The 1,509-nt window shown below is 64.7% G+C and carries 1 protein-coding gene; it reads right to left on the minus strand.

Going from position 1 to position 1,509, the window contains the following annotated elements; genetic code table 11:
* A partial coding sequence (locus PWM43_RS15300) for a recombinase family protein (protein WP_289843324.1) occupies positions 1 to 1,509 on the minus strand: 1,509 nt, incomplete at both ends.

Here is a 1,509-nt window from a genome sequence, read left to right on the forward strand (position 1 = left end):
CCCCGCAATACCCGATACTGACACTCCCGAAGCCCTGGCTCCGGGAGTGTTCGTGTTTCTGGCCCCCTGATCGCGTGAGGCGGCGAAATCCAGCAGATTGCCAAGCTCGCCATGGAGCGTGGCGTGCATCTCGCCCCGGCCTTTGCCGGGATGAAGCACGATCTTTTCGATCAGCGCACGGATGGCTTCGGAGGCTTCCTGCCGGTCCTCGGGATGGTTCAAGGTCTCGGCCAGTCGCTCGACCTTCTGTTTGAAGATCGCCGCGACATTGGGATGGATATCGGGAACGTCCTGCGGCTGGGCGGCGAGCAGAGCGACCAGCTCATCCTCGCGGGCTTCCATCTCGCGCATGCGCTCGACCATGCCGCGCGTGTAGCCGCCATCCTCGATCACCTGGAGCATCTGTTTCAGCCCCTTGCGCAGTTTGGTGAGTTCCGCCTGCCAGCCTGCCGTGCTGGCGCGGCGTTCATGGTTGGCGCGGTTGGTTTCTTCTACATAGGCGCGCATGGCCTCGGCGGCGGCTTCCGGCGTCATCAGCCGGTCTTTCAGACCGGACAGCATCCGTTTTTCCAGTTCCTCCCGGCGGATGGTGGCTTTGTTGGTGCAGGACCGGTTGCTCATATGGGTGGAACAGGCGAACCGGTCGCCACCCCGGATCGAGCAGGGACCACCGCAGACGCCACAGAACACCAGACCGGAGAGCAGGGATTTCGGGCGGCGCTGTCCGTTCAGCCTGCCGTTGGATGCCCGGATGCCCGCGCTGATGTTCGCCCCCTTCTCGGCAATTCTGGCCTGCCGGGCACGGACGGCCTGCCACAGGTCATCATCCATGATCCGCAACTCGGGAACGTCGGTGGTGATCCATTCGGATTGCGGGTTCAGTCGCGAGACGCGCTTGCCTGTCTGCGGGTCTTTCAGGTAGCGCAGCCGATTCCAGACGAGACGGCCGATGTAAAGCTCGTTGTTGAGCAGCCCCGTCCCTCGCAGGGCGTTGCCGCGCAGGGTGGTATTGTTCCATTTGCCGCCGGTAGGGCTGGGGATGCCTTCGTCGTTCAGGCGGCTGGCGATGGAAAGCGGACTGCGGCCGGACGCGAACTCGCGGAACACACGGCGCACGATCTCCGCCTGCGTGTCGTCGATTTCCCGGTCGCCCCGGATCAACTCGCCGCTGGCGTCCATCTGCCGGATGACGCGATAGCCGTAGCACAGGCCACCCCCGGACTTGCCCGCCTCGACCCGGCCGCGCAGGCCGCGATGGGTCTTGAGCGCCAAGTCCTTGAGGAACAGGGCGTTCATCGTACCCTTGAGGCCGACATGCAGTTCCGAGATTTCGCCTTCGGCCAAGGTGACGATGGTGACGCCTGCGAACTGGAGGCGCTTGAAGAGGGTAGCGACGTCGGCCTGATCGCGGGAGACGCGATCCAGCGCCTCGGCGAGCACGATGTCGAACTGCCCGGCTTGCGCGTCGCGCAGAAGCGTCTGGATGCCGGGGCGCAGGATCATGCTGGC

The sequence above is a fragment of the Brytella acorum genome, assembly GCF_029309905.1.
GTDB classification, from domain to species: Bacteria; Pseudomonadota; Alphaproteobacteria; order Acetobacterales; family Acetobacteraceae; genus Brytella; species Brytella acorum.